This window comes from Pseudomonas sp. SWRI154 (genome assembly GCF_014268645.1).
GTDB lineage: Bacteria > Pseudomonadota > Gammaproteobacteria > Pseudomonadales > Pseudomonadaceae > Aquipseudomonas > Aquipseudomonas marvdashtae.
Genome location: NZ_JABWQW010000024.1, coordinates 1 through 23482, shown reverse-complemented (window position 1 = coordinate 23482; position 23482 = coordinate 1). Strand labels below are relative to the sequence as shown.

The 23482-nt window shown below is 60.8% G+C and carries 24 protein-coding genes; 18 read left to right on the top strand and 6 right to left on the bottom strand.

Annotated elements, in window-relative coordinates; all coding sequences use genetic code 11:
• Positions 1-181 precede the first annotated feature (181 nt).
• Both HU806_RS19710 and HU806_RS19705 read right to left on the bottom strand, forming a co-directional pair.
• The gene (locus HU806_RS19710; RefSeq protein ID WP_186613510.1) at positions 182-778 is read right to left on the bottom strand and encodes a superoxide dismutase; all 597 of its coding nucleotides are present in this window, start codon (positions 776-778) and stop codon (positions 182-184) included.
• Between the two features lie 174 nt (positions 779-952).
• Positions 953-1555, bottom strand: coding sequence for a LysE/ArgO family amino acid transporter (locus tag HU806_RS19705; RefSeq protein ID WP_186613508.1), 603 nt, complete (start codon positions 1553-1555; stop codon positions 953-955).
• A 90-nt stretch (positions 1556-1645) separates the two neighbouring features.
• Between HU806_RS19705 and HU806_RS19700 the strand changes: the two genes are divergently transcribed.
• From HU806_RS19700 to HU806_RS19685, 4 genes are all read left to right on the top strand, one after another.
• Entirely contained in the window at positions 1646-2545 is a 900-nt protein-coding gene (locus HU806_RS19700; RefSeq protein ID WP_186613634.1) for an ArgP/LysG family DNA-binding transcriptional regulator, read from the top strand.
• A 58-nt stretch (positions 2546-2603) separates the two neighbouring features.
• A complete protein-coding gene (locus tag HU806_RS19695; RefSeq protein WP_186613506.1) occupies positions 2604-3596 on the top strand; it encodes an NAD-dependent epimerase/dehydratase family protein in 993 nt (330 codons plus the stop codon).
• Between the two features lie 107 nt (positions 3597-3703).
• The gene (locus tag HU806_RS19690) at positions 3704-4585 is read left to right on the top strand and encodes an ATPase (protein ID WP_186613504.1); all 882 of its coding nucleotides are present in this window, start codon (positions 3704-3706) and stop codon (positions 4583-4585) included.
• 150 nt (positions 4586-4735) lie between these two features.
• Positions 4736-5557, top strand: coding sequence for a cache domain-containing protein (locus HU806_RS19685; RefSeq protein WP_527251160.1), 822 nt, complete (start codon positions 4736-4738; stop codon positions 5555-5557).
• An 88-nt stretch (positions 5558-5645) separates the two neighbouring features.
• On the opposite strand, the gene rapA is transcribed toward HU806_RS19685, so the two are convergent.
• A complete protein-coding gene (gene rapA, locus HU806_RS19680) occupies positions 5646-8492 on the bottom strand; it encodes an RNA polymerase-associated protein RapA (RefSeq protein ID WP_186613501.1) in 2847 nt (948 codons plus the stop codon).
• A 248-nt stretch (positions 8493-8740) separates the two neighbouring features.
• Between rapA and HU806_RS19675 the strand changes: the two genes are divergently transcribed.
• The 3 genes from HU806_RS19675 to ccoM all read left to right on the top strand — a co-directional run bounded on the left by HU806_RS19675 (position 8741) and on the right by ccoM (position 9595).
• Positions 8741-9082: an aspartate-semialdehyde dehydrogenase gene (locus tag HU806_RS19675; protein ID WP_186613499.1), complete on the top strand. Its 342-nt coding sequence runs from the start codon at positions 8741-8743 to the stop codon at positions 9080-9082.
• A gap of 90 nt (positions 9083-9172) precedes the next feature.
• Positions 9173-9334 (top strand): hypothetical protein, encoded by a 162-nt coding sequence (locus HU806_RS19670; RefSeq protein ID WP_186613497.1) that lies wholly within the window; start codon positions 9173-9175, stop codon positions 9332-9334.
• A 144-nt stretch (positions 9335-9478) separates the two neighbouring features.
• Entirely contained in the window at positions 9479-9595 is a 117-nt protein-coding gene (gene ccoM, locus HU806_RS26705) for a cytochrome c oxidase subunit CcoM (RefSeq protein ID WP_276568887.1), read from the top strand.
• Between the two features lie 147 nt (positions 9596-9742).
• Here ccoM and HU806_RS19665 read toward each other — a convergent pair whose 3' ends face one another.
• Positions 9743-11218: an inorganic phosphate transporter gene (locus HU806_RS19665; protein ID WP_186613496.1), complete on the bottom strand. Its 1476-nt coding sequence runs from the start codon at positions 11216-11218 to the stop codon at positions 9743-9745.
• A gap of 363 nt (positions 11219-11581) precedes the next feature.
• Complete coding sequence (locus tag HU806_RS19660; protein ID WP_186613494.1) at positions 11582-11782, bottom strand: hypothetical protein; 201 nt, start codon at positions 11780-11782, stop codon at positions 11582-11584.
• 549 nt (positions 11783-12331) lie between these two features.
• Here HU806_RS19660 and pcaR point away from each other — a divergent pair.
• The 11 genes from pcaR (at position 12332) to pcaC (ending at position 23173) form a co-directional block, all read left to right on the top strand.
• A complete protein-coding gene (pcaR, locus tag HU806_RS19655; protein WP_186613492.1) occupies positions 12332-13174 on the top strand; it encodes a pca regulon transcriptional regulator PcaR in 843 nt (280 codons plus the stop codon).
• A 109-nt stretch (positions 13175-13283) separates the two neighbouring features.
• Positions 13284-14630 carry a 4-hydroxybenzoate transporter PcaK gene (gene pcaK, locus HU806_RS19650; RefSeq protein WP_186613490.1) on the top strand — a complete coding sequence of 449 codons (1347 nt, stop codon included), beginning with the start codon at positions 13284-13286 and terminating at the stop codon, positions 14628-14630.
• Between the two features lie 245 nt (positions 14631-14875).
• Positions 14876-15736, top strand: coding sequence for a CoA transferase subunit A (locus HU806_RS19645; protein ID WP_072409760.1), 861 nt, complete (start codon positions 14876-14878; stop codon positions 15734-15736).
• Positions 15733-16512 (top strand): CoA-transferase subunit beta, encoded by a 780-nt coding sequence (locus tag HU806_RS19640; protein WP_186613488.1) that lies wholly within the window; start codon positions 15733-15735, stop codon positions 16510-16512. Before HU806_RS19645 ends, HU806_RS19640 begins: the two co-directional genes overlap by 4 nt.
• Positions 16509-17714 carry a 3-oxoadipyl-CoA thiolase gene (gene pcaF, locus HU806_RS19635; protein ID WP_186613632.1) on the top strand — a complete coding sequence of 402 codons (1206 nt, stop codon included), beginning with the start codon at positions 16509-16511 and terminating at the stop codon, positions 17712-17714. Before HU806_RS19640 ends, pcaF begins: the two co-directional genes overlap by 4 nt.
• 36 nt (positions 17715-17750) lie before the next feature.
• Positions 17751-18455, top strand: a complete 705-nt coding sequence (gene pcaH, locus HU806_RS19630) for a protocatechuate 3,4-dioxygenase subunit beta (protein ID WP_186613486.1) — start codon at positions 17751-17753, stop codon at positions 18453-18455.
• 1 nt (position 18456) lies between these two features.
• Positions 18457-19023, top strand: coding sequence for a protocatechuate 3,4-dioxygenase subunit alpha (gene pcaG / locus HU806_RS19625; RefSeq protein ID WP_186613484.1), 567 nt, complete (start codon positions 18457-18459; stop codon positions 19021-19023).
• A 216-nt stretch (positions 19024-19239) separates the two neighbouring features.
• Positions 19240-20535: an MFS family transporter gene (locus HU806_RS19620; RefSeq protein ID WP_186613482.1), complete on the top strand. Its 1296-nt coding sequence runs from the start codon at positions 19240-19242 to the stop codon at positions 20533-20535.
• A 42-nt stretch (positions 20536-20577) separates the two neighbouring features.
• A complete protein-coding gene (locus HU806_RS19615) occupies positions 20578-21942 on the top strand; it encodes a 3-carboxy-cis,cis-muconate cycloisomerase (protein WP_186613480.1) in 1365 nt (454 codons plus the stop codon).
• A 12-nt stretch (positions 21943-21954) separates the two neighbouring features.
• On the top strand, positions 21955-22770 hold the full coding sequence (pcaD, locus tag HU806_RS19610; RefSeq protein WP_186613478.1) for a 3-oxoadipate enol-lactonase: 816 nt from the start codon (positions 21955-21957) through the stop codon (positions 22768-22770).
• A 10-nt stretch (positions 22771-22780) separates the two neighbouring features.
• Positions 22781-23173, top strand: coding sequence for a 4-carboxymuconolactone decarboxylase (gene pcaC, locus HU806_RS19605; protein ID WP_186613476.1), 393 nt, complete (start codon positions 22781-22783; stop codon positions 23171-23173).
• Between the two features lie 80 nt (positions 23174-23253).
• Here the strand turns inward: pcaC and HU806_RS19600 are convergent.
• Positions 23254-23482: OprD family outer membrane porin (locus HU806_RS19600; RefSeq protein ID WP_186613474.1), on the bottom strand; the 229-nt coding region annotated here is incomplete at its 5' end.

Below are 23482 nucleotides of genomic sequence, written 5' to 3'. Positions count from 1 at the left end.
AGAGTTATTACTCTACGACCATTGTTTCGGTTGGAAGGGCCTGCAACTTGAGGCCTGGCGGGATTTTTTGTTGGATTTCAGACGCGAGGTCATGTGCCTGCTGCTGGGAATTGCGGCTGCAAGCTTAAAAAAAAGGCGCTTTGCCCTCTCGGGAAAAGCGCCTTTTTCCTGGCATCAGAGCTTAGGCAGTAAAGGCTTTGCCTTCGAACTGCTCAGCGACGAACTTCCAGTTGACCAGGTTCCAGAACGCTTCGACGTATTTCGGGCGAACGTTGCGGTAGTCGATGTAGTAGGCGTGTTCCCAGACGTCGCAGGTCAGCAGCGGGGTGTCGCCGCTGGTCAGCGGGTTGCCGGCGCCGATGGTGCTGGCCAGGGCCAGGGAACCGTCAGCCTTTTTCACCAGCCAGCCCCAGCCGGAACCGAAGGTGCCGATGGACGTCTTGCTGAATTCTTCCTTGAACTTGTCGAACGAACCGAAGGCAGCGTTGATGGCTTCAGCCAGTGCGCCGGTTGGTTGACCGCCGGCGTCTGGCGCCAGGCAGTTCCAGTAGAAGGTGTGGTTCCAGACCTGAGCGGCGTTGTTGAAGATACCGCCCGAGGAAGTCTTGACGATCTCTTCCAGGGTCTTGCCTTCGAACTCGGTGCCAGGCACCAGGTTGTTCAGGTTCACGACATAGGTGTTGTGGTGCTTGTCGTGGTGGTATTCCAGAGTCTCTTTGGAGATGTGCGGCTGCAGTGCATCGTGAGGATAGGGCAGCGGCGGCAATTCGAAAGCCATGGTGATTCTCCTAATCAGGTCAGTTGCGGTGAGCGCAAGGCCGATCACGGGCGGCCAGACTAGCGCCGGGGAGTTTGTACTCTTTGCGGCGCAGGAGTCGGATCATAGCACCGGGGGTGCGGCATAACCACGCAACAACTGTGTGGAATAGAGGTTCCAGAGCGGTTTGGAATATCAGCCGGAGACGATCAGCTGCATCGCCACGGTGAACATCATCAGTGCCACCAGCAGGTCGAGGATTCGCCAGGTAGCGGGTCGGGCCAGCCAAGGGGCCAGCCACGCGGCGCCCAGCGCCAAGGTGGAAAACCAAAGCAGCGAGGCGCTGGCCGCACCCGCTACATAGGCACCGGGAACGCTTTGCTGGGCGCCGAGGGAGCCGATCAGCAACACCGTGTCGAGATAGACGTGGGGGTTGAGCAGCGTGACCGCCAAGGCGCTGAGCAGCACGGTTCGCAGTGAGCGCGTGACGTGTTTTTCACTGCGCTGCAGGCTCTGTTTCGAACACGCCCGACGCAGCGCCTGGCTGCCGTACCAGAGCAGGAACGCCGCGCCGCCCCATCGTGCGACCGAAAGCAGCAGCGGGCTTTGAGCCAGCAGCGTCGCCAACCCGAACACTCCGGCGGCGACCAATAGCGCATCGCAAGTGATACACAGCGCGGCCACTGGCAGGTGATGCTCACGCCGCAGGCCCTGGGCCAGCACAAAGGCGTTCTGGGCGCCGATCGCCATGATCAATCCAAGCGCTACCAGCAGCCCGTTGACGTAACTTTGCCACATGAATTCTTCCCCTTGAATGTTCGCAATGCTGGTCATTCTCCGTTGCGGGGATGTATAAGGAAAACCAATGTTGCTGATTGCCCATTAGGAATACTGATGTTCGATTACAAACTGCTTTCTGCCTTGGCAGCCGTCGTCGAGCAGGCCGGTTTCGAGCGCGCCGCGCAGGTGCTGGGATTGTCGCAGTCGGCTATCTCCCAGCGGATAAAGCTGCTTGAAGCACGGGTCGGCCAGCCCGTCCTGGTGCGCGTCACGCCGCCGACACCTACCGAAATCGGCCGCCGATTACTCAACCATGTGCAACAGGTCCGGCTACTGGAGCGTGACCTGCAAAGCCTGGTGCCGGCGCTGGATGAGGAAGGGTTGCCGGAGCGCCTGCGGATTGCATTGAACGCGGACAGCCTGGCCACGTGGTGGGCCGGTGCCGTGGGGGCTTTTTGTGCAGAACAGCATCTGTTGCTCGATCTGGTGGTGGAAGACCAGACCGTGGGACTCAAGCGAATGCGCGCCGGCGAAGTAGCGGCCTGTGTCTGCGCAAGCGAACGCCCGGTGGCCGGGGCCCGCAGCGTATTGCTGGGGGCGATGCGCTATCGGGCGCTTGCCTGTCCTGCGTTCATCACCCGTCATTTCCCCGAAGGGGTGCGCGCCGATCAGTTGGCGCGCACGCCGGCCCTGGTATTCGGCCCGGACGATTTCCTGCAGCACCGATACCTGGCGTCCCTCGGCGTCGAAGGCGGTTTCGAGCACCATTTGTGTCCTTCGTCCGAAGGCTTCATTCGCCTCATCGAAGCAGGGCTGGGATGGGGCCTGGTGCCTGAGCTGCAAGCGCGCGAGCAGTTGGAGCGAGGCGAGTTGGTGGAATTGCTGGCAGATAAGCCGATCGACGTTCCGCTGTACTGGCATCATTGGCGCAATGGCGGACAGTTGCTCGGTTTGCTGACCGAACAATTGATCGCAGCGACAAGCAGCACGCTGCAAGCAGTGGGTTGAAGTCGTATGGCTCGCAGCTCTTGGCTTGTAGCTCGAAACTGATTTTTAGGAGCACTACATGAAAATTCTGGTCACCGGCGCAAGTGGCTTCATTGGTGGACGCTTTGCGCGTTTTGCCTTGGAGCAAGGCCTGGATGTTCGGGTTAACGGCCGCCGGGCCGAAAGCGTTGAGCATCTGGTCCGGCGCGGCGCCGAGTTCATCGAGGGTGACCTGATCGACCCGGTGCTGGCCCGTGATTTGTGTCGCGATATCGATGCCGTGGTGCATTGCGCCGGTTCGGTGGGCGTCTGGGGACGCTATCAGGATTTCCACCAGGGCAACGTCCAACTCACCGAAAACATCGTCGAGGCTTGCCTGAAGCAGAAGGTCCGGCGATTGGTGCATCTCTCATCGCCGTCCATTTATTTCGATGGTCGTGACCACCTCGGGTTGACCGAAGAGCAAGTGCCCAAACGCTTCAAGCATCCCTATGCCGCCACCAAATACCTGGCCGAACAGAAGGTCTTCGGCGCCCAGGAGTTCGGCCTGGAAGTGTTGGCCCTGCGGCCGCGTTTCGTCACCGGGGCCGGCGACATGAGCATCTTCCCGCGACTGCTCAAGATGCAGCGCAAGGGGCGGCTGGCCATCGTTGGCAACGGATTGAACAAAGTGGATTTCACCAGCGTACAGAACCTCAACGAAGCGCTGCTCAGCAGCTTGCTGGCCACCGATTCAGCCTTGGGCAAGGCCTACAACATCAGCAACGGAGCGCCGGTCCCGCTGTGGGACGTGGTCAATTACGTGATGCGACAGATGGAGGTCCCACAGGTCAGGCGTTATCGCTCCTACGGGCTGGCCTACAGCGTCGCGGCCATGAATGAAGGTTTCTGCGCGTTGTGGCCGGGCCGCCCCGAGCCGACGCTGTCGCGCCTGGGTATGCAGGTCATGAGCAGGAATTTCACTTTGGACATCGGTCGGGCGCGTCATTATCTCGATTATGATCCGCAGGTCAGTTTATGGGCTGCCCTCGATGAATTTTGCGCCTGGTGGCGCGTCCAAGATGCCCGCTGATCGGTCCGTCATGAACCGAGTGCCCAGTTCGGGGTCAATGGGTGCGGCGGGTGAGGGGGTTATACTCGCTGCACCGAGCCATTACCGGTTTTCCAAAGGTTGAACCCATGCCCATGCGTAACGATGCCGACGACGACTTCGATGATGTACCGAGCCTGCGGATGCGGGCCGACATTCCCGATGACGATGACTTCCCGACCAACCGCGAGCCCCGCGTGCAAGCGCGTCCGGCACCCGCTGCGGCGGCCAAGGTCAAGGCTCCCAGCACTGGGCCGTTGTGGGCATTGGTCGGCGCCCTCCTTTGTGCCCTGGCATTCCTGGCGTGGTGGAGTTTCCAGCAGATCTCATTGATGGAACAACAGCTGGTGGCGACTCAGGAAAGCTTCGCGCGGATCAGTGAGGATGCGGCGGGACGCTTGCAGGACATTTCCGGCAAAGTGGTCGCCGGTCAGTCCAACGTGATGAGCGACAGTGAAGCGTTGAAATTGCAGATCAAACAGTTGGATAACAAGCTGCAGGACCAGGCACGGCAATTCGAAGGCAAGCTGCAAGAACAGTACAAACTCCTGCAAGGCGCGTTCGGTCCCTCTGCCGACCTGGATAAGCAGCTGGCCCAGATGATTGCCCAGGACTCCGAACAGCAGAACGCCTACACCCAGTTGCAAGCAGCCAATACCCAGCTTCAGGCCCAGGTCAAAACGTTGGCGGCTGAGGTATCAACCTTGAAGAACCAGGGCGAGGGCGGCGCGCTGGATGCCCAGCTCAAGAGCATCGGTGCCGACATCACCGCTCTGAAAAGAGCCACCTCGAACTCGGCCATCGAACGCCTGGAACAGGACATGATCGTGCTCAAGAGCCAACAGGAGAATCGTTCGGGCGGCTCTGCTGCGGAGTTCGATGCCTTCCGTGGTCAGGTCACGCGTAACATCAATACCCTGCAATCGCAGATCCAGTACCTGCAACAGCAACTGAGCAACCGGGCCCAGTGAAGCCCTGGAACCTGTGGAAGCAAGCTCGCTTCCACAGGTTTGCGCTTGCCCTCGCAACAATCCCCTGAATACTCCCACATCACCCCGCGCCGTCTACGCTCTTGGAACACCAACAAGAACGAGGGCGCGCGCATGGGATTGATTCGAAAGATGGCCAGGCTGACGGCGTTGCTTTTTCTGGTAACACAGGCCCAGGCCGCCACTCCGGACGATGGCCAGGCTGCCCGGGCACTGCTGGAAAAGGCCCTGGCCTACTATGACGACTACGGCGACTATGCGTTCGCCGCCTTCAGCCGCCAAGGCGAGTTCGTCGACAAGGACCGCTACGTGTTCGTGGTCGACACCCAAGGTGTGATGCTCGCCAGCGGCGGTCCCTCGTCAGCATTGATCGGGCGAGACGTTTCCGAGGTGTTGGGGCCGGATTTGCGCAAGGCTTTCAAGGAAGCACTGAAAACCCCTGAAGCCAGCGGTATTCAGCAGGCTGAGTACCGTTGGCAGAACTGGGCCGACGGCAAGGTCGAGCGCAAGCATGTGTACTTTCAGCGGGTCGGTGAGCGAATCCTCGCGGTCGGCTATTACCTGCCACGGGCCTCTGCCGAACAGGCCAGGGCGCTGCTGGACAAGGCGTCGACCGACTTGTTGAAAAACCAGAAAGCGACGCTGACGGCGATCAACTCCCTCAAGGGCGGCTATCTTCAGGATGACCTGTATGTCTTTGTCGTCGACCTTGATACCCGACGCTATGTCGGTCATGGCACCAACCTGCGCTTGATCAATACTGATTTTGCCAAGGTCAAGGATCCGGCTGGCAAGCCTGTGGGCGAGCCGATATTGGCCATGATTGGTAAGCAGGATGCGGGGGAGTATGAGTATCGCTGGAAGAATCCGGTGACGGGAAAGGTCGAGAACAAGCATGCCTATTTGAAGAAGGCGGGGCATTTGCTGGTGGCGGTGGGGTATTACAGTCCTTGAGGTGGTTTCTGGGTTTCTGGGTTTCTGGGTTTCTGGGTGTATATCCGTTACCGAAGAAACGGATATACACACGAAAAAACCGCTGAAGTCACCCCGCCACCAACACCCGAATCGCCTCCAGCCGCAACGCAGCCTTCTCCAGCATCGCCAGCCCTTGCTCGCGCTGCTGACGCAAAGCCTCCAGCTCGCTATCGCGCACGGTAGGGTTCACCGCTTGCAGCGCGGTCAGACGTGCCAGCTCCTCATCGGTATCGGCTGCAAGGCGACGTTGAGCCTCGGCCACGCGCTCGGCATGGCGCGGGATGATCTTCTCTTCGCCGGCATTGATCCGTGGTGACAGCTGATCACGCTGGGCCTGGATGAACTTGTTGGCGCTGGCGCGGGGCACGCTTTCGAGCTGGTCGTTCAGGGTTTCGAACGAGACGCGGGCCGCCAAGTCGTTGCCGTTGGCATCCAGCAGGCAGCGCAGGGCGGCCGGTGGCAGGTAGCGGCCCAGTTGCAGCGAGCGCGGGGCAACCACTTCGCTGACGTAGAGCAGTTCCAGCAACACGGTGCCGGGCTTGAGTGCCTTGTTCTTGATCAGCGCCACGGCGGTGTTGCCCATGGAGCCGGACAGCACCAGGTCCATGCCGCCTTGCACCATCGGGTGCTCCCAGGTGATGAATTGCATGTCTTCGCGAGACAGCGCCTGGTTGCGGTCGTAAGTGATGGTCACGCCTTCGTCGTCGCCCAGCGGGAAACTGGCGTCGAGCATTTTTTCGCTCGGCTTGAGGATCAGCGCGTTGTCGGAATGGTCCTCGCTGTCGATGCCGAAGGCGTCGAACAGGGTTTCCATGTAGATCGGCAGGGCGAACTGGTCGTCCTGTTCGAATATGGCTTCCACCAATGCGTCACCTTCTCCCGCGCCGCCGGAATTGAGCTCCAGCAGACGATCGCGGCCGGTATGCAGTTCGGCTTCAAGGCGTTCACGCTCGGCGCGCGCCTCGTCGATCAACGTTTGCCACTCGCCGTCATCGGCTTCTTCCAGCAAGGGCAGCAGGCGCGGGCCAAACTGGTGTTGCAAGGCGTTGCCGGTCGGGCAGGTGTTGAGGAACGCATTCAGCGCTTCGTGATACCACTGGAATAACCGCGCCTGCGGGCTGGTTTCCAAATAGGGCACGTGCAGCTCGATCGTGTGTTTCTGGCCAATCCGATCCAGGCGGCCGATGCGCTGTTCCAGCAGGTCCGGGTGCGCCGGCAGGTCGAACAGGACCAGGTGATGGGCAAACTGGAAGTTGCGACCTTCGCTGCCGATTTCCGAGCAGATCAGCACCTGGGCACCAAACTCTTCGTCGGCGAAGTACGCGGCCGCGCGGTCTCGCTCAAGGATGTTCATGCCCTCATGAAACACCGTGGCCGGGATGCCGGAGCGCACGCGCAGGGCGTCTTCCAGGTCCATGGCGGTTTCGGCGTGCGCACAGATCACCAGGACTTTGGTGCGCTTGAGCATTTTCAACTGATCGATCAGCCACTCGACGCGCGGATCGAATTTCCACCAGCGCTCTTCTTCACTGGCGTCCGGCTGGGCCTGGAAGCTGACTTCCGGGTACAGCTCGGCGTGATCGCCCAGCGGCAGTTCAAGATATTCATCCGGGCATGGCAACGGATAGGCGTGCAGCTTGCGCTCCGGGAAGCCCTGTACGGCGGCGCGAGTATTGCGAAACAGCACGCGGCCGGTGCCGTGGCGGTCCAGCAATTCGCGAACCAGGCGGGCGCTGGCTTCGATATCGCCATCGTTGACGGCGGTCAGCAGCGCTTCGCCTTCGTTACCCAGGAAACCATGGATGGTCTTGTGGGCTTCGGGCGATAGGCGACCTTTGTCCAACAGCTCCTGAACGGCCTCGGCCACCGGGCGATAGTTTTCGCTCTCGGCGCGGAAGGCCTTGAGGTCATGGAAACGGTTCGGGTCGAGAAGGCGCAGACGGGCGAAGTGGCTGTCCTGGCCCAATTGCTCCGGGGTTGCGGTCAGCAACAACACACCCGGGATCGTTTCGGCAAGCTGTTCGACCAGCGCGTATTGCGGGCTGACGTGGTCTTCATGCCAGACCAGGTGATGCGCCTCGTCGACGACCATCAAGTCCCAGCCGGCGGCGAACAGCGCGTCCTGGGCTTTCTCATCTTCCACCAGCCACTCCAGCGCCACCAGTGCCAGTTGGGTGTCTTCGAACGGGTTGCTGGCATCGCTTTCGATGAAGCGTTCTTCGTCGAACAGCGCAACCTGCAGGTTGAAGCGTCGGCGCATCTCCACCAGCCATTGGTGCTGGAGGTTTTCTGGCACCAGGATCAGCACGCGGTTGGCGCGGCCGGACAGCAGTTGCCGATGGATGATCAGGCCGGCTTCGATGGTCTTGCCCAGGCCCACTTCGTCCGCCAGCAATACCCGGGGCGCGATGCGGTCGGCCACTTCACGGGCGATGTGCAGTTGGTGGGCGATCGGTTGGGCGCGTACGCCACCCAGGCCCCAGAGCGACGACTGTAACTGCCGGCTGGTGTGTTCCAGCGTGTGGTACCGAAGGGAGAACCAGGCCAATGGGTCGATCTGGCCGGCGAACAGGCGGTCGCTGGCCAGGCGGAACTGGATGAAGTTCGACAGTTGGGTTTCCGGCAGCGTGACGACTTCGTTCTGGCCATTGAGACCGTGATAAACCAACAGCCCATCGACGTCGTCGACTTCGCGCACGGTCATTTTCCAGCCTTCGAAGTGAGTGATCACATCGCCCGGCGAAAACCGTACGCGGGTGAGGGGCGCATTCCGTAGCGCGTACTGGCGGGTGTCGCCAGTGGCCGGATAGAGCACGGTCAACAAGCGGCCGTCCTGTGCCAGAACGGTGCCTAAACCCAGCTCGGCTTCGCTGTCACTGATCCAGCGTTGCCCCGGTTGATACTGCTGCGCCATGCTGCCTGACTCCCGCCGTGAAAAAGCCGGCTATCTTAACGGAATGAGCCGTCAGACCAAAGGATTTACGCACGCATCCCGGCCTCATGTGGGCGTGCCCATCAACCACCCCAAGGGAACTTAAGCGGACTTCGCGATCAAACAAGCTTGTGTGTGGGCAGGGCATAATGCCAACCGGGTCACAAGTTTCAGACCAGCGGTTCAAGCTGCACCCGCCACAGCCGACAACCTGAAGACAGGAGACCTTTATGTTGCCACCCATGCTTCCTCTGAGCGCGGTACCCGTTACCGCGCAACAGGATCCGATCCGCCAGCGACCGGACATACCGCCCGTGGTCCCCGTGCAGGAAAGCTCCAACGAAAGCACCATCGACCTGCATGATCGAGATCCGGAAGAAGCCGCGCTGTTGTTGCGCGAGGAACAACGTCGTCAGCAGGAACGCCAAAGGCGCCGTCGTGAAGCCGATGAAGATCCTGAGGAACACCTGGCTATACCCGGGACGGAACTGAACGCCGATAACACCGTGCCGGTTGTGCCGCTGGTGGAGGGGGAGTCGCGCCAGGGCCTGTGGGTCGATATTCAGATCTGATCCAGGCGAACCGAGCCGACAGGCTGGTCAACTTCGACGACAGCCCGCATCATGGGCGCATCCGCAACTCACGTACGATGCCGACACGCCATGAGCCAAGAAGACAAGCTGGTTGACCTTAGCGCTGAGCGCGCCAAGCGCGTTCACGACCTCAACGAAAAGCGCCTCAATGAAGTCCGCCAGGCGTTCGAGCAGGCGATGCCGTTGGGCAAGCCGAAGAAGAAAAACAAAAGCAAACCTAAAAAGCGCTGAACCCCCTCGATCCATTGATGCAGATCAGTTATTCCCCCTCCTTTTCGCTCAGTCACGAGCGTTATTGACGCCGGTCAATTTTTATCCAGGCCTGATTGGTTACCTTGGCTCCAACGAAACAAGGGCAAGACCAGGAGGCCAGTCATGTTTTTCGATAATGTGGTGTTTGCCGGTGTGTTGACGGTCGGCCTCATGTTCGTGTTTTTCGCAGGTTTTGGATTATTCATCTGGAAAGACGCACACAAGCGCAAGAAGCTGTAGATCTTTCCAGCGACAACGAGCACGCAAGGCATTTTGGGCGACTTCGGTCGCCTTTTTTTTGTGCCGCGATTGTTGGGCTTACAAAACCAATGACATAAAAAAAGGTGCGAACCGCAAGGGACGCACCTTTTTACGTGCCGCTGGCAATCAGCTGCCGATGGCCTTGGAGGCCAGCCAGAACAGTGCGGCAGACAAGGCCACCGTGGCCGGCAGGGTCAAAACCCAGGCCAGCAGGATTGTCTTGACCGTGCCGCCTTGCAGGCCGCTCTTGTTGGCGACCATGGTGCCCGCCACGCCGGAAGACAGTACGTGGGTGGTGGACACCGGAAGGCTGAATATATTTGCCGCGCCGATCATGCAGGCAGTGGTGATCTGGGCGGACATGCCTTGGGCATAGGTCATGCCTTGCTTGCCGATCTTCTCACCGATGGTCAATACCACGCGTTTCCAGCCGACCATGGTGCCCAGGCCGAGTGCCAAGGCGACCGCCAGGATCACCCAGAATGGCGCGTATTCGGTGGTGGCGGTCAGGTCCTTGCGCAGCTTGTTCAGGTCGTCTTTCTCACGCGCCGCCAGCCCAGGCAACTTACCGACTTTTTTCGCCGTGTCGTCGAGGCAGAGCAGGTAGCGACGCACTTCGATGCGGCTTTCCGACGGCAGCGAGTGGTAGTCCGCTACGCCTTTGAGGGTATCGAGCAACGCATTTATCGTCGGTTCGGTCTGCTGCGGGTTGCAACGGAATTTCTCCGGCAGGTCGCCTTCGACGCTTTTGCCCAAGGCCAGGAATTCGCCGAGGGACTCGTTGTTGCGCTTGTAGAACTGGCTCAGGTGCAGGGTCGCGTCGCGAGTACGCTCGATCTGGTAGGTGGTGCTGTTCAAGTCGAGTACGAACTGCGCAGGCACGATACCGATCAATACCAGCATGATCAGGCCGATGCCTTTCTGGCCATCGTTGGAGCCATGGACGAAGCTCACGGCCATGGCGGAAATCACCAGCACCAGGCGGTTCCAGAATGGCGGATGCTTCTTGTCATCGATCTTGCGGCGCTGTTCCGGCGTCTTGTGCATCTTCGACAGCGGACGCCACCATTTCAGGCTGATCAACACCAGGGCCGCGATCAGGAAACCGGCCATCGGCGAGAACACCAGGGAGGCACCGATGTCGATCGCCTTCTGCCAGTTCACGCCGTCGCCCAACGGAATATCGTTGATCAGGGCGTTGGCCAGGCCCACGCCGAGAATCGAGCCGATCAGCGTATGGGAACTGGAGGCCGGAATACCGAAGTACCAAGTGCCCAGGTTCCAGGTGATGGCCGCTGCGAGCAGCGAAAACACCATGGCCAGTCCATGCCCGGTATTCACATTGATCAGCAACTCTACCGGCAGCAAGTGAACGATGGCATACGCCACGCCTACTCCGCCCAGCAGTACGCCGAGAAAATTGAACACCCCGGAAAAGAACACCGCCAGGTGGGGCGGCATGGCTTTGGTGTAGATAACAGTGGCAACCGCGTTAGCGGTGTCATGAAAGCCGTTGATGAACTCGAAGGCGAGGACAAAAGCCAGGGCGAGCAAGAGGCTCACGAGCACCCAAGCATCCAGTCCGCTGAATAAATCGATCATGAAGGTTTTCTGACCCGGTCATAAGGGGGCGCGATTATGCCAGAAAACCGCGTTAATCGATGCATTGCCTGCTCATCGGTAACATTCTTCTACGAAATAACCGCGAGGAAACCTGTCCGGTCCTGGTTAGCCATGAGGAGCGCAACCCTTTGTTTAAAAGGCCAAATGCCCTATGGGCAGGGTTCGCATCAAGATGGAAAGGGAGTAGGAATAGTCGTAAGAAAAATCCAAAGCAGGACCGGCGATCAAGCTCTCCGACCGATGGCGGAAGAGCACTACGGCCCGCTTTTGGCGGGCGCTCGATGCCGGGGGCCGGCCTGGGTGGCGACCGGACACGGTAAGCAAGAACGTCCAGCCCGAGAGTTAACCCTCTTCGGCCTTGAGTTCTTTTTCGATTTTCTGAAGTTCCTGGCTGAAAGCCTGGTCCTGAACGGTGGCGCGTTTACGCCAAGGTTTGCGTTCCGGTTCTGGTTGCGCGGCGTAAGTGGTGATTTCCCCGCCGTAAACTTCCTTGTAACGTTGTTCCTGGCGCTCAAGTTCCGCGCGCAGTTCTTCTTTCGTCACAGTGTTACCTAATGAGTTGAAATTAATCTGGTGATACGCACTGCATGCAGACATGCAGACGGCCACGGCACCAGAGCTGACAGCTGACGTAGCATCAGAGCTTCGGATATTGCCGATACAGGGGAAGCGGTCAAGGGTGCTTCAGGCACCGGCTTTTGGCACAACAGAGACTCACTGTGATGCCGGAGACGGGCAAGCCTATTGGCCAAACCGTCACCGAACGCATTATAGCGGTCTGCCTGAAGAACACTATCAGTAAAAGTTAAACCGTACGTTGCCTTGTGTGAATGGATGTTTGTATGCACTAGTTATGTCAACAGAGTTTCAAGCTGTACCACAAGTTCAATATCGCTCCCTCTGTTCAAGGCAATCGCGGCGCCGTCCTGTAGTTCCATATGCCAGTAAGACTAGGCGAATCAAAAGGAACAAGCCGGGGGGAGGGCGTTGCGATTATCGGTCGGCGGTTCGATAATCGAACGGTCCTGGCGTTAGACCCTTGCCTGTCCGCCGGCAGCCGCTTGTAATAGCCGTTATTCCAGAGGATCCGACATGAACGACCAATTGCGCAACGCCTTCACGTCAGTCGCGCCGCCGATCGTTGCCTCGCCGGCCAAGCGGATCCAGGCCCTCACCGGCGACCCGGATTTCATGACATCGCTGGCCCGAGGGCTGGCCGTGGTCCAGGCTTTCCAGGAGCGCAAGCGGCACTTGACCATCGCCCAGATCAGCCACCGCACCGAAATCCCCCGCGCCGCGGTCAGGCGTTGCCTGCATACCCTGATCAAGCTCGGCTACGCGACCACCGATGGGCGTACTTATTCCTTGTTGCCCAAGGTGCTGACCCTGGGCCATGCCTATCTGTCCTCGACGCCCTTGGCCGTTTCCGCCCAGCCGTACCTGGACCGCATGAGTGAACAACTGCATGAAGCCTGCAACATGGCGACGCTCGAAGGCGACGATATTCTCTACATCGCGCGGTCGGCCACCACCCAGCGGCTGATTTCCGTGGACCTGTCCGTGGGTGGTCGCCTGCCGGCTTATTGCACGTCGATGGGCCGGATATTACTGGCGGCCCTGGATGATGCTTCGCTGCGCGACTACCTGGACCATGCCGACCTGCACGCCAAGACCAGCCGGACATTGCACACGCCCGAGGCGTTGCTCGAATGCTTGCAGGAGGTTCGTCAACAAGGCTGGTGCATCGTCGATCAGGAACTGGAACAAGGCCTGCGCTCGATCGCCGTGCCGGTCTATGACGCTTCGGGTCAGGTTGTAGCTGCGCTGAACGTCAGCACCCACGCCGGGCGGGTCAGCCGCAACGAGCTGGAACAACGATTTTTGCCAGGTTTGCTTGGGGCCAGCCGGGACTTGAGCGCGCAGCTGTTCACTTAAGCTGTTCGATAAACGCACACAGTCGGCTGCGCTGAATTGACGGTGTTTGCCTGGGCTCATTAATGTCGCGCAGCGTCATCTGGCGTTTCTTGCGTGGAATAAAAATAAAATGAACCAGCCCCAGACTTCCGTAGGCACTTGCCTCGATGTGCAGTCCTTTATCAATGCCCAACCCATCTCGCGCTATCAATGGCGAGTGGTGATTCTGTGTTTCCTGATTGTTTTCCTCGACGGCCTCGACACGGCCGCAATGGGTTTCATTGCGCCGGCACTGTCCCAGGATTGGGGGATCGATCGGGCCAGCCTTGGCCCGGTGATGAGTGCGGCGCTGATCGGCATGGTATTCGGCGCATTGGGTTCGGGCCCCTTGGCGGATCGCTTCGGGCGAAAAGTCGTGTTGGTGGGCGCCGTCGTGGTGTTCGGCGGGTTCAGCCTGGCATCGGCGTACAGCACTAATGTCGACCAACTGCTGGTGCTGCGCTTCCTCACAGGCCTGGGCCTGGGCGCCGGGATGCCGAACGCCACCACCTTGTTGTCGGAATACACCCCGGAGCGCAAGAAGTCGCTGTTGGTCACCAGCATGTTCTGCGGCTTCAACCTCGGCATGGCCGGCGGCGGGTTCATCTCGGCCAAGTTGATCCCGGCTTTTGGCTGGCACAGCCTGTTGATGATTGGCGGAGTCTTGCCGCTGATCCTGGCGGTCGTGTTGTTGTTCTGGTTGCCGGAATCGGCGCGTTATCTGGTGGTGCGCAACCGTGGCACCGACAAGGTGCGCAAGACCCTGGCGCCGATTGACCCGCAGACCGTCGCCCAGGCGGCAAGCTTTAGCGTCCCCGAACAGAAGACCGTGAAGGCGCGTAACGTACTCGCGGTGATTTTCTCCGGCACCTACAGCGCCGGCACCTTGTTGCTGTGGCTGACGTATTTCATGGGGCTGGTGATTGTTTATCTGCTGACCAGTTGGCTGCCGACCCTGATGCGCGACAGCGGCGCGAGCATGGAGCAGGCCGCGTTTATCGGCGCGTTGTTCCAGTTTGGCGGCGTGCTGAGCGCAGTGGGGGTCGGTTGGGCGATGGATCGGTTCAATCCGCACAAGGTCATCGGCATTTTCTATCTGATGGCCGGGCTGTTTGCCTACGCGGTAGGGCAGAGCCTGGGCAACATTACCCTGCTCGCGACCTTAGTGCTGGTGGCTGGCATGTGCGTCAACGGCGCTCAGTCGGCGATGCCGTCCCTGGCGGCGCGTTTTTACCCGACCCAGGGCCGGGCCACTGGCGTTTCCTGGATGCTCGGCATCGGCCGGTTCGGCGCGATTCTCGGTGCGTGGATGGGCGCCACGTTGTTGGGGTTGGGCTGGAATTTCGAACAGGTCCTGACCGCATTGGTGATTCCCGCAGCCCTGGCGGCCACGGCGGTGGTGATCAAGGGCATCGTCAGCCATGCGGATGCGACCTGAGTTATCCACCTGCACGAACGCTGAGTCCGCAACTGTGGCGAGGGAAGCACCCTCGCCAAGTTTTGGGGTGATTTCGATTTAAGGAAATATCGATAGCCAAGCAACAATCTGTTCGATAAACGAACACTCAGTCGATTATCGGATTGTTTTGGCATTATTCCGAAGCTTAATCTTCAGGCACTCCGGCGCCGAACCTCGCGCCTTTTTTCTTCATGTCGGTCCACTGGAAAACGGGAGCCTGCCCCATGGCTGAAATCCTTTCGCTGCACGACGCGGTGAAGCAATTCGTCAACGACGGCGATACCGTCGCGCTTGAAGGCTTTACCCATCTGATTCCGACGGCGGCGGGTCATGAAATCATTCGTCAGGGCAAGAAAGACCTGACCTTGGTGCGCATGACCCCGGACCTGATCTACGACCAGTTGATCGGCGCCGGTTGTGCTCGCAAGCTGATTTTTTCCTGGGGCGGCAACCCTGGCGTGGGCTCCCTGCACCGGCTGCGCGATGCGGTCGAGAAGCAATGGCCGCATCCGCTGGAAATCGAGGAGCACAGCCATGCCGACCTGGCCAACGCCTACGTTGCTGGCGCCTCCGGCCTGCCGTTCGCGGTACTTCGGGCCTACGCCGGCTCCGACCTGCCGAAGGTCAATCCGCTGATCAAGAGCGTGACCTGTCCCTTCACCGGTGAAGTGTTGGCCGCTGTGCCTTCGGTGCGCCCGGACATCACCGTGATCCACGCCCAGAAAGCCGACCGCAAGGGCAACGTGCTGCTGTGGGGCATTCTCGGCGTGCAGAAAGAAGCTGCCCTGGCCGCCAAGCGCTGCATCGTCACCGTCGAAGAAATCGTCGATGACCTGAACGCGCCGATGAATGCCTGCGTGCTGCCGACCTGGGCATTGAGCGCCGTCTGCCACGTCCCCGGCGGCGCCCATCCGTCCTACGCTCACGGTTACACCGAGCGTGACAACCGTTTCTACCAAGCGTGGGACCCGATCGCCCGGGACCGTGAGACCTTTACCGCATGGATCAACGAATACATCCACGGCACTCGGGATTTCAGTGAATTCCAGGCCCGGTTGGCAGCCGCTTCGCAGGTGAAACCATGACCTACTCCACCAATGAAATGATGACGGTCGCCGCGGCGCGTCGCTTGAAAAACAATGCCGTGTGTTTCGTTGGCATCGGCCTGCCGTCGAAAGCGGCCAACCTGGCGCGGCTGACCTCGTCCCCTGATGTAGTGCTGATCTACGAGTCCGGCCCGATCGGCGCCAAGCCCAGCGTATTGCCGTTGTCCATCGGCGACGGTGAACTGGCGGAAACCGCGGACACTGTCGTTCCGACCGGTGAGATTTTTCGCTACTGGTTGCAGGGCGGGCGTATCGACGTCGGTTTCCTTGGCGCCGCCCAGGTGGACCGTTTCGGCAATATCAACACCACGGTGGTCGGCGACTACCACCAGCCCAAAGTGCGCCTGCCGGGGGCCGGTGGCGCGCCGGAAATCGCCGGTTCGGCCAAGAGCGTGTTGATCATCCTCAAGCAGTCGGCGCGTTCGTTTGTCGAAAAGCTGGATTTCATCACCTCGGTCGGCCATGGCGAAGGCGGCGATTCGCGCAAGCGTCTTGGCCTGCCGGGCGCCGGCCCGGTGGGCATCATCACCGACTTGTGCATCATGGAGCCGGAAGCCGGCAGCCATGAATTCGTCGTCACCGCGCTGCACCCAGGCGTGACCCGTGAGCAGGTCATCGCGGCCACCGGATGGGCGATCCGTTTCGCCGACCAGGTGCAAACCACCGCCGAGCCGACCGAAGTGGAGCTGCGCGCACTGCGCGACCTGGAAGCTCGTACCGCGGCGGCCCACGGCCAGGCACCGGGAGAAGCCTGATGCGCGACGTGTATATCTGTGATGCGATTCGAACCCCTATCGGGCGGTTTGGCGGCGGTTTGTCCGCTGTGCGTGCCGATGATCTGGCGGCCGTGCCGATCAAGGCATTGATGGAGCGTAATCCGTCGGTGGACTGGAGCGCGGTGGACGAGGTGTTCCTCGGCTGCGCCAACCAGGCCGGCGAAGACAACCGCAACGTGGCGCGCATGGCGCTGCTGCTGGCGGGCCTGCCGCAGAGCATTCCCGGCGTGACCCTCAACCGTCTTTGCGCTTCGGGTATGGACGCCGTCGGCACTGCGTTCCGCGCCATCGCCAGCGGCGAGATGGAACTGGCGATTGCCGGCGGCGTGGAGTCGATGTCCCGCGCGCCGTTCGTGATGGGCAAGGCCGACGCGGCGTTCTCGCGCAACATGAAGCTGGAAGACACCACCATCGGCTGGCGCTTCATCAACCCGTTGATGAAAGCCCAGTACGGCGTGGATGCGATGCCGCAGACCGCCGACAACGTCGCCGATGACTACGCCGTGTCCCGCGCCGACCAGGACGCCTTCGCCTTGCGCAGTCAACAGCGCACGGCGGCAGCCCAAGCGGCAGGCTTTTTCGCCGAAGAAATCGTCCCGGTGCGCATTGCCCATAAGAAAGGCGAAACCGTCGTCGAGCAGGATGAGCATCCTCGCGCGGACACCACGCTGGAAACCTTGAGCAAACTCAAACCGGTCAATGGGCCGGACAAGACAGTCACCGCCGGCAATGCCTCAGGCGTCAACGATGGCGCGGCGGCGATGATCCTGGCGTCGGCCGAAGCGGTGAAGAAACACGGCTTGACCCCTCGGGGTAAAGTGCTCGGCATGGCCAGCGCCGGCGTCGCACCACGGGTGATGGGCATCGGCCCGGTGCCAGCGGTGCGCAAACTGACTGAGCGCCTGGGCCTGGCGGTCGCCGATTTTGATGTGATCGAGCTTAACGAAGCCTTTGCCAGCCAGGGCTTGGCGGTGCTGCGTGATTTGGGGCTGGCGGACGATGCACCGCAGGTCAACCCGAACGGTGGCGCCATTGCCTTGGGCCATCCACTGGGCATGAGCGGGGCGCGCTTGGTCATGACCGCGCTGCACCATTTGGAAAAGACCGGCGGCAAGAAAGGCCTGGCAACCATGTGCGTTGGCGTCGGCCAAGGCCTGGCGCTGGCCATCGAGCGCGTCTGACGGGTCGTCTACTAATAAGAAATCGAGGAATGCTTCATGACTGACAAGCCTGGTTATCGTCGCCCTCAAGCGGGCACCCAGCCGGAGTATCTGCACCCGCCGTACCAGTCCACCAACCTGCGCTCGCCTTCCAAGCCGTTGGTGTATTTGCCTCACTCGCTGTCGGAAATTACCGGGCCGACTGTAGGCGCTGACCGCTTGCAGGAGAAAGATCACGACCTCACCGCCCAACATGCCGGCGAGCCACTGGGTGAGCGGATCATCATTCACGGGCGCGTGCTGGATGAGCACGGCCAGCCGGTGCCGGGCATCCTGGTGGAGATCTGGCAAGCCAACGCCGCCGGTCGCTATAACCATGACCGAGACAACCATGACGCACCGCTGGACCCGAACTTCACCGGCACCGGTCGCACCGTGACCGATGCCGATGGTTGGTATCAGTTTCAGACGATCAAGCCCGGCGCCTATCCGTGGGGTAATCACCCCAACGCCTGGCGCCCGGCGCACATCCATTTCTCACTGTTCGGGCCGAGTATCCTGACGCGCCTGGTCACGCAGATGTATTTCCCTGGTGATCCGTTGCTGGAGTACGACCCGATCTATAACTGCGTGCCGGACACCCGCGCCAAGGAACGCCTGATCGCCAGTTTCGACCTGGAAAAAACCGTCCCCCACTACGCCCTCGGTTATCGCTGGGACATCGTCTTGCGCGGCCGCGAAGCCACGCCGATGGAGAAATAAGATGACGCTCAACGCCACAACATCCCACACCGTCGGCCCGTACTACCACATCGGTCTGACGTGGCTGAACCGCGAAGACCTGACCGACGCCCAGACGCTTGGCCAGCGCGTGGCGATCACCGGGCAGGTGGTCGACGGCAACGAACAGTTCGTCAACGACGCCATGCTGGAAGTCTGGCAGGCCAACGCCGCGGGTAAATATGCTCACCCGGAAGACGACCAGGACAAACCGCTGGACCCGCATTTTGACGGTTTCGGCCGGGTGCCGGTCGATGCCGAAGGGCGTTTCCGTTTCACCACCATCAAGCCGGGCACCGTGCCGGGGTTGGGCGGTACGACCCAGGCACCGCATCTTGTCGTGCTGGTGTTCGCCCGCGGGTTGGTCAAGCATTTGCTGACACGCATCTACTTCGACGATGAGCCGGCCAACGAAGCTGACCCGCTCCTGGCCTGCGTGCCCGAAGAGCGTCGCGGCACAATCATCGCCAAGCCGGATACATCGGGCGTGTACCAATGGAACGTAATTCTCCAGGGTACTGACGCCGAGACAGTGTTCTTCGATTACTGATTGAAAACCCCCGTGGCGAGGGAGCTTGCTCCCGCTGGCTTGCGCAGCAAGCCCATGACAGGCGACGCGGTGTATCAAAGCAGCGCGGAGCCTGGTTTTGCGACTGCTGCGCAGCCGAGCGGGAGCAAGCTCCCTCGCCACGGATGGCCAGACTGTGGAACGGGACTGTTACCAAGTGTGTCTAGACTTGGTCAGTCCCAAACGAGTGAATAACCCATGACCACCCCAATCAGTCACTACACCGGTGAGGAACGCAGCAAGCGCATCTTCGCCATCGTCGGTGCCTCATCCGGCAACCTGGTCGAATGGTTCGACTTCTACGTCTATGCGTTCTGCGCGATTTATTTCGCCCCGGCGTTCTTTCCCTCGGACAACCCGACGGTGCAATTGGTCAACACGGCCGGCGTGTTCGCCGCCGGCTTCCTGATGCGACCCATTGGCGGTTGGATCTTTGGTCGAGTGGCGGACCGTCACGGGCGCAAGAATTCGATGATGATCTCGGTGATGATGATGTGCTTCGGCTCGTTGCTCATCGCCTGCCTGCCGACCTACAAGGACATCGGCGTCTGGGCACCGGTGCTGCTGTTGTTCGCCCGTTTGTTGCAAGGCCTGTCGGTGGGCGGCGAATACGGCACCACCGCCACCTACATGAGCGAAGTCGCCCTCAAGGGCCAACGCGGCTTTTTCGCCTCGTTCCAGTACGTGACGCTGATCGGCGGGCAACTATTGGCGGTGTCGCTGGTGGTGGTCCTGCAACAATTTCTCAGCGAAGAAGAGTTGCGCGCCTATGGCTGGCGGATCCCATTCGTGGTGGGCGCCGCGGCCGCATTGATTTCCCTGTTCCTGCGGCGCTCGCTGAAGGAAACCAGCAGTAAGGAAATGCGCGAAAACAAGGACGCCGGCAGCATTACGGCGCTGTTTCGCGACCACAAGGCCGCGTTTATTACCGTACTGGGCTACACCGCTGGCGGGTCGCTGATTTTCTATACCTTCACCACCTACATGCAGAAATACCTGGTGAACACCGCCGGCCTGCACGCCAAGACCGCCAGCTACATCATGACCGGTGCTCTGTTCCTTTATATGTGCATGCAGCCGCTGTTCGGCATGCTGGCGGACAAGATCGGTCGACGCAATTCCATGCTCTGGTTCGGCGGCTTGGGTGCCTTGTGTACCGTGCCGATCCTGTTGACCCTAAAAAGCATCAGCAGCCCGTTCCTGGCGTTTGTCCTGATTACGTTGGCCCTGGCGATCGTCAGTTTCTATACCTCCATCAGCGGCCTGGTGAAAGCCGAAATGTTTCCACCGCAAGTGCGGGCACTGGGAGTAGGGTTGGCTTACGCGGTGGCCAATGCGATTTTTGGTGGATCGGCCGAATACGTCGCCTTGAGCCTGAAGGCCCAGGGCATGGAGAACGCCTTTTATTGGTATGTCACGGTGATGATGGTGGTGGCGTTCCTGTTCAGCCTGCGCCTGCCCAAGCAGCCGGCGTATTTGCACCATGACCTTTGACTCATCGCGCCAGCCAGTGGGCCCGCGCATTAAGGACTGTCTATGAGCGAACGACCGGGCAATCAGCTGTTCGATGCCTATTTCACCGCCCGCGACATGCGCGAGGTGTTCTGCGATGCGGGGCGGGTCCAGGCGATGCTGGATGTCGAGGCGGCACTGGCGCGGGCCGAGGCGCGGGTAGGGTTGATTCCCCAAGACGCAGTGGCGCCGATCGAGAACGCCTGTCGCGCCCAACTGTACGATTTTTCGCAGTTGAGCGAAGCAATCGCCAGCGCTGGCAACTCGGCAATCCCGCTGGTCAAGGCGCTGGGCAAGCGCATCGCCGCCCAGAGCGCCGAGGCTGAGCGCTACGTACACTTGGGCGCCACCAGCCAGGATGTGATGGACAGCGGGCTGGTACTGCAATTGCGCCAGGCGTTGGGCTTGATCGAGGACGAGTTGGCGCAACTGGCCGCCACCCTGGCCCGACAAGCCGAACGCTACGCCGCCACACCGCTGGCCGGGCGCACCTGGTTGCAACACGCAACCCCGGTGACCCTGGGCATGAAGATCGCCGGTTGGCTGGGAGCGATCACCCGCAGTCGCCAACGCTTGCGAGAACTCAAGCCGCGCTTGCTGGTGCTGCAATTTGGCGGCGCCTCCGGGACGCTCGCCGCGTTGGGTGAGCAGGCGCTGCCGGTCGCCGAAGCCTTGGCCGCCGAACTGCAACTGAACCTGCCGGAGCAGCCGTGGCATACCCAGCGCGATCGTTTGGTGGAGTTCGGCGCGGTGCTGGGCTTGATCGCCGGCAGCCTGGGCAAGTTGGGGCGCGACGTCAGCCTGTTGATGCAGACCGAGGCTGGCGAAGCGTTCGAACCTTCGGCGCCGGGCAAGGGCGGTTCGTCCACCATGCCCCACAAGCGCAACCCGGTGGGCGCGGCCGTGTTGATTGGCGCGGCGACGCGGGTACCAGGCCTGGTGTCGACATTGTTCAGCGCCATGCCCCAAGAGCACGAACGTAGCCTGGGCCTGTGGCACGCTGAATGGGAAACCCTGCCGGAAATCTGCTGCCTGGTGTCCGGTGCCCTGCAACAGGCGCGGCTGCTGGCCGAAGGGCTGGAAGTGGATGCGACGCGTATGGCCCGCAACCTGGAACTGACCCAAGGGCTGGTGCTGGCCGAAGCGGTGAGCATCGTCCTGGCCCGGTGTGTCGGGCGCGACACGGCGCATCATTTGCTTGAGCAATGCTGCAAGCGAGCCGTGGCCGAGCAGCGACATTTGCGTGATGTGCTGGCGGATGAACCCCAAGTTACTGCGCAGTTGTCCGCGAGCGAACTCGATCAATTGCTCGACCCGGCTCATTACCTCGGCCAAGCCCAGACCTGGGTCGCCCGAGCGGTGGCCGAACACCTTGCCTTGAATGCCTGATAGGAGATTGTTGTGGGATTGGTCAAACTCGCCGAGGGCGAACTGAACTATTGTTTTGATGAGCGGCGATTGGACGGGCCACAAGACGCCCCGGTGCTGGTGCTCTCCAACTCCCTGGGCACCGACCTGCACATGTGGGACGAGCAGGTCCCGGCCTTCAGCGAACACTTTCGCGTGCTGCGTTTCGACACCCGTGGCCACGGCCAGTCGCTGGTCACCGAAGGTCCCTACAGCATCGAACAGTTGGGCCGCGATGTGTTGGCGATGCTCGATCAGTTGAACATCGACAAGGCGCATTTCTGTGGCTTGTCCATGGGTGGCTTGATCGGCCAGTGGCTAGGGATCAATGCCGGCGAGCGCCTGCACAAATTGGTGGTGTGCAACACCGCCGCCAAGATCGGCGACCCGTCGGTGTGGAACCCGCGCATCGAAACCGTACTGCGCGATGGCAAGGCCGCGATGGTGGCCTTGCGTGATGCGTCGATTGCCCGTTGGTTCACGCCTGATTTTGCCGAGTCCCATCCGGACAAGGCCAAGAAAATCACCGACATGCTCGCCGCGACGTCGCCTCAGGGCTACGCGGCCAACTGTGCCGCCGTGCGCGATGCCGATTTCCGCGAGCAGTTGTCTGCGATTCGCGTGCCGCTGTTGGTGATCGCCGGCACTGAAGATGCGGTGACACCGCCGTCGGGTGGGCACTTTATCCAAGAGCGGGTCAGTGGCGCCGAGTACGCCGAATTCCATGCCGCGCACCTGTCCAACGTCCAGGCCGGCGCGGCGTTCAGTGCGCGGGTCGTGGATTTCCTGATTGATTCTGGCCGTGCCTGAGGAGTTTTTTGTGGACGAGAAACAACGTTACGACGAAGGCATGCAAGTACGCCGCGCGGTACTGGGCGATGCCCACGTCGATCGCAGCCTTGATGCCCTGACTGAATTCAACAGCGAATTCCAGGAAATGATCACCCGCCACGCCTGGGGCGACATCTGGACCCGCCCGGGCCTACCGCGTCATACCCGTAGCCTGATCACCATCGCCATGTTGATCGGCATGAACCGCAACGAGGAACTCAAGCTGCACCTGCGCGCCGCCGCCAACAACGGCGTGAGCCGCAGCGAGATCAAGGAAGTGATCATGCAGAGCGCCATCTACTGTGGCATCCCGGCGGCCAATGCGACTTTTCACTTGGCCGAGTCGGTTTGGGATGAGTTGGGCGTGGAATCGCGCGGTTGAGACATACCCTGTGCGAGCGGGCTTGCTCGCGATAGCGATGGGTCAGTTGGCATCGGCACCCTCTGACCCACCCCTTTGGCTTACAACAAGCTGATCGGATAGCTGACGATCAAGCGGTTCTCATCGAACTCATTGACGTTGAAATCCCGGCGCATCGTCGAGTTACGCCATTTCACGTTGAGGCTCTTGAGCGCGCCGCTCTGCACGGTGTAGGCCAATTCACTTTCACGGCCCCATTCCTTGCCATCGTCGACCGTGGCGGTGTGCACGTTGTCGCCGCTGATGTAGCGGTTCATCAGGGTCAGGCCC